The 4,183-nt window shown below is 57.6% G+C and carries 5 protein-coding genes; 4 read left to right on the plus strand and 1 reads right to left on the minus strand.

Translation table 11 applies throughout. From position 1 onward, the window contains the following. Positions 1-648, plus strand: a 648-nt coding sequence (locus AC1DVH_RS27010; protein ID WP_477756367.1) for a 3-deoxy-7-phosphoheptulonate synthase, incomplete at its 5' end; no start/stop codon positions are given. Between the two features lie 57 nt (positions 649-705). Here AC1DVH_RS27010 and AC1DVH_RS27015 read toward each other — a convergent pair. Further along, a complete protein-coding gene (locus AC1DVH_RS27015; RefSeq protein WP_477756368.1) occupies positions 706-1,770 on the minus strand; it encodes a hypothetical protein in 1,065 nt (354 codons plus the stop codon). Positions 1,771-2,108: 338 nt separating this feature from the next. On the opposite strand from AC1DVH_RS27015, the gene AC1DVH_RS27020 reads away from it, so the two are divergent. The 3 genes from AC1DVH_RS27020 to AC1DVH_RS27030 form a co-directional block, all read left to right on the plus strand. Beyond that, a complete protein-coding gene (locus tag AC1DVH_RS27020; protein WP_477756369.1) occupies positions 2,109-2,990 on the plus strand; it encodes an esterase/lipase family protein in 882 nt (293 codons plus the stop codon). Positions 2,991-3,096: 106 nt separating this feature from the next. Continuing rightward, entirely contained in the window at positions 3,097-3,378 is a 282-nt protein-coding gene (locus AC1DVH_RS27025) for a peptidylprolyl isomerase (RefSeq protein WP_477756370.1), read from the plus strand. A 135-nt stretch (positions 3,379-3,513) separates the two neighbouring features. Beyond that, positions 3,514-4,183 (plus strand): ABC transporter substrate-binding protein (locus AC1DVH_RS27030; protein WP_477756371.1); only part of this gene is annotated, 670 nt, incomplete at its 3' end.

Raw genomic sequence — 4,183 nt, forward strand, 5'->3', positions numbered from 1 at the left:
GGCCTGCCCGTTGCCACTGAACTGCTGCAACCGATGGCGGCCGGCTACTTCGACGATCTGTTGAGCTGGGTGGCGATTGGCGCCCGGACCACGGAGTCGCAGATCCATCGGGAAATGGCCAGCGGCCTGGGGATGCCGGTCGGTTTCAAGAACGGAACTGACGGCGGTGTCGGTGTCGCCAGCGACGCCATGCGTTCCGCCGCCCATCCCCATCGCCATTTCGGTGTCGATAGCCAGGGACATCCGGCGATCATTCAAACCCCGGGCAATGCGGACACTCACCTGGTATTGCGCGGCGGCCATCGCGGGCCGAACTACGACAGCGCCAGCGTTGTCCAGGTAAACAGCGACCTGACCAGGCTCAAAATTCCGGCTCGAATCATGGTCGATTGCAGTCACGCCAATAGCGGCAAAGACCCGTTGCGCCAGCCAGCCGTGTTCAAGGATGTACTTGAACAGCGTCTGCAAGGTGACCGTTCGCTGATCGGCATGATGATCGAGAGCCATTTGTTCGAGGGCTGCCAGCCGTTGAGTTCGTCATTGCAATACGGTGTGTCAGTGACTGATGGCTGCCTCGGTTGGGCCGGGACAGAACGACTGTTGCTTGATGCGGCAGATCGGCTGCGGGCATCAAACAACGCCCGATAATTGGCATCATCCTTTCGCCCTCCGGCCTTCATGCGAAGACTGGAGGGCAAATGGCAATCAATGCCCCATCAGGGACTGCACCTGAACCAGTGTCACTCCGGATTGCTGGCGGGTGCCGTCAAGGCGCTCGACTGAATAGGAAACACGGATCGCGGAATCTCGATGCTCCCTCCAGAACCGGTAGGGAACGATGAACACCAACGGCTCGCCCGCAGTGTCTCTGGTTACTTCGCGCTCGTTACAGTGATTGAATTTCTCCCCGTCGCATCTCAGGTAAATCAGTTCACCTTTATCAGCCCTGGCGTTTTCGATGACGACAGTCACGCCATCCTGTGCATCATGCAGATCCACCCAACCTTCGTCGGCCTCCAGCACAATGGGCCCTGGCAGTGGTCGCCGTTCCAGGATGTCAACCATCAGTGCCGTCACTTCAGAGTAACGAGGCCCCTGACCTGCTTGCTTGACGCAATAATCGATGGAAACGGAGGAGCCCAGATTCGACGCAATGCACTCCGGGCTGACCCAAAACGACAGCTCCTCCCCCACAGCAAAGGACTCGACCTTGAGTGCATCACTGAAACTTCCTTCGACCGAAACGCCAGCCCAGGCCAGCAATACCCAGTCGCCCGCCGCCATGCGTGCATAGGGTTTGATCGTAACGATCGCCCCTTCTTTCACCCGATCCGGATCAAGCGTTCTACCCACCGCGTCGTTCACTGTCGCAGGCAACAGGTCGGATTGCACATCACCCACACTCAGTTGCAAACGGTGGGAGTGCAAGGGCTCGGCAAAACGGGTGCTCGTGAGTGAGTAACTGATTTCGAGTGAACCACCGTCAAGCGTCGCAATATGTGCGCTAACCACGGCAAAGATCATGTCCTCGCCGACCCGGTCCTCAGTGACAAAGCGCGCGACCTGATGATTGCAGGCGACGCCATCGGCATCCAGACCCGCCCAACTCAATAGCAATTTGTCGCCGCAAGTCATGCCCGGATAAGGCTGGACCCTGATGACGGCTTTTCTGTCAGAGGGGTTCAGAACGCCGTTTTCCGCCTGTTCAAGAATTGGAGGTGGTAATGGTTGCTGCGCGAGATTCAAGGTATCGGGTTCATAAACAGTCATTCATTCGCTCCAGTCCTTGGAATAAACACCGAACAGGTGGCCGGCTTTGGATGACGACTATTTAACCTCACGGCAAACAGCCGCGATGTCGGCCTCTCACCCCGGCTCACTCGGAAAATCGATACATACGAAGTAGGTCTTTGATCAGCAGCAACCTGATTGCCGTGAAAAGTCATCAATTTATTCCGACTAAGGCCTCAGCCGCTCCTGAGCATTCGCACTTGTTCTATTCCGCTTTCCGCAAGTTTCGGCGGACTTTTCATACATCGCGCCAACCACGAGTGTTTTAGAGTGAAACGCCATGCAGTCCCAACGAACTTCTGTGCAAAGGTATGAACATGCAAAGGAATGCAAGCACTTGTTATCCAATACTGCTGGCCCACGGCCTTTTCGGCTTCGAAAGAATCGGCAAATTCGAACTCTTTCACGACATCAGGCAGGCGCTGAGGAACGCCGGAGCAAGGGTGTTCGTCCCCTACTTGTCGGCCACCCATGACAACGAGGTACGCGGTGACCAATTGCTCACGCAGATCGAGCGGGTACTTGAAGGAACCGGTGCACGCAAAGTCAACCTCATAGGTCATGGCCAGGGCGCACTGACCGCACGTTATGCCGCAGCGATCGCGCCACACAGCGTGGCGTCGGTGACCTCCGTCAGCGGGCCGAATCATGGTTCGGAACTGGCCGATTTCCTGCGCAAGGCATTGACACCAGGCAGTCTGCCGGAACAGGTGGCCGAGACGGTGGTGACCCTGTTCACCGACTTCCTGGCAGCATTAAGCGATAATCAGTACCAACCGAAAAACGCCATTGCGGCCCTCAATGCGCTGACCACCGAAGGCGTAGGAGCATTCAACGACAAATACCCGCAAGGGCTGCCCACCATCTGGGGTGGCAAGGGGCGCGAACGGGTCAACGGTGTGCGTTACTACTCGTGGAGCGGCGTGCTGCAGTCGAATGTTCTCGAAGCAGGGCTCGATGCGTTCGATCCGCTCAACGCGTTCTGCCGGGCCCTTTCCGGTTATTTCGTCACGGAAAGCGAGCAGAACGACGGGTTGGTCGGTCGCTTCAGTTCCCATCTGGGTACGGTTATCCGCTCCGACTATGCGCTGGATCATCTGGACACCATTGGTCAACCGACCGGCCAGTTGCGCACAGGTGTCGACCCGATCGAACTGTATGTCCAGCATGCCAAACGCTTGAGAGACGCTGGCCTTTGAGGTGCCACCTGCCGTGATCCCGTGTGGAACGGAACTTTGAGGAGAAATAGCTCACGGAATCCGGTAGGCTCAGCGCTTTATCGAATATTGAAAGGAGAATTTTTCCATGGCTAAAGCCACTGCCCGTCACATCCTTGTTGCCTCGCAAGAAAAGTGCAACGAACTCAAGGCCCAAATCGAGGCTGGCACCGATTTCGCTGAAGTTGCCAAGGCAAACTCCACTTGCCCTTCCAGCCGCCAGGGCGGTGACCTGGGTTCGTTCGGCCCGGGCCAGATGGTCAAGGAATTCGACACCGTGGTTTTCAGCGCACCAATCAACGTGGTTCAGGGCCCGGTCAAGACCCAGTTCGGTTTCCACCTGCTGGAAGTGACCAGCCGCCAGGACTGATCGACGCTTGAGTTACTCTCACAACGGCCCGCCTTTTGGTGGGCCGTTGTGTTTCAGGTGCGTAATTCGGCTGGCGAGGGACGCGCCGCTAGCGTACAAATTGTCGTTAACGACCACCCGGCTCCAAGGCTGACAATGCGACTGGCTTTCCCTACCTTGTTATTCACTGCCGTGACCCTGCTGATGGCTGCCGCGGGTGTGAATGCAGCACCGCAACCGGCAATGACCGTGTACGGCGAACCGGCGAAATACCCTGCCGGCTTCAGTCATTTCGCCTACACCAACCCGCAGGCCCCCAAGGGCGGCACGATGCGGCGCTCGGCGATCGAAATCGGTCAGTTCGACCACGTTTTGCCTTACATCGACAAAGGCATCGGCGTCACACAGATCGACGGTTTGCTCTATTCACCACTGGCCCAACGTTCACTGGACGAGCCTTACACCGTGTACGGTCTGGTGGCAGAGAAGATGGAGCGCTCCGAGGACGGCCTGTCCCTGCGCTTTTACCTCAACCCCAAGGCGCGTTTTGCCGATGGCAAACCGATTACCGCCTCAGACGTGCGTTACACCTTCGACCTGCTGATGACCCAGGGCAGCCTGCGTTACCGCACCCAGTTCGCCGACGTCAAAAGCGTCGAAGTGGAATCGCCACTGACCGTGCGCTTTGATTTCAAGAACAACGAAAATCGCACCCTGCCCCTGGATATCGCGACCTTGCCGGTGTTTCCCGAACACTGGTGGAAGAGCCGCGATTTCGCCGGTGGCGGCGGCTATGAAGCGCCGTTGGGCAGCGGCCCCTATAAAG

This window comes from Pseudomonas sp. P4_C3, assembly GCF_056402075.1.

Bases quoted from the DNA above. Each gene is read 5' to 3' on its own strand.
- AC1DVH_RS27020 (WP_477756369.1), top strand. From the start codon at position 2,109: ATGCAAAGGAATGCAAGCACTTGTTATCCAATACTGCTGGCCCACGGC.
- AC1DVH_RS27025 (WP_477756370.1), top strand. From the start codon at position 3,097: ATGGCTAAAGCCACTGCCCGTCACATCCTTGTTGCCTCGCAAGAAAAG.
- AC1DVH_RS27015 (WP_477756368.1), bottom strand. From the start codon at position 1,770: ATGACTGTTTATGAACCCGATACCTTGAATCTCGCGCAGCAACCATTA.